This window comes from Pseudomonas sp. P5_B2 (assembly GCF_056400445.1).
The window spans coordinates 1-506 of the sequence record NZ_JBFULH010001534.1; the positions used below are offsets into that span (position 1 = coordinate 1).

The 506-nt window shown below is 53.2% G+C and carries 1 protein-coding gene; it reads right to left on the reverse strand.

What is annotated here, in order from left to right; all coding sequences use genetic code 11:
• Positions 1 to 110 precede the first annotated feature (110 nt).
• Positions 111 to 506, reverse strand: a 396-nt coding sequence (locus tag AC1DRJ_RS32240) for a pseudouridine synthase (protein WP_477805646.1), incomplete at its 5' end; no start/stop codon positions are given.

Below are 506 nucleotides of genomic sequence, written 5' to 3' on the forward strand. Positions count from 1 at the left end.
GGTTCGCACCGTTAAAGAAGGTTCGCACCGTTAAAGAATTGTAATTTTTACTGCGCCAGGCAGATATGACAAAGCCCGCTTGATGCGGGCTTTTTCGTGGCCGGAGTTTTTCACCACTCCAAGGTGATGCTGCTTTCAAACACCCTTTCCTGGCCGGTGACCGGATCCACAAACCGCAAGCCCTGAGCGAGCAATTTCAGTGGATTGGCGTAATCATCTTCAACGTTCTTGAGCACCTGCGGGTAAAACGGATCGTTGCAGATACTCGCGCCCAGCGCTGTCATGTGCACGCGTAATTGATGTTTCTTGCCCGTCACCGGGTACAGCGCATATCGCCAGAGGTCTCCGTTCTTTTCCCGGACCTCGACTGCTGTCTCGGTATTGCTGACACCCGGACCTTCCTGCATGCGGAAAAACGGTTCGCCATCGATGAGCCGGCTTTTATGCACCAATGGAAAGGCCAGTTCAGGCAATGCAGCAGCGATTGCCTCGTAGCGCTTTTCAAT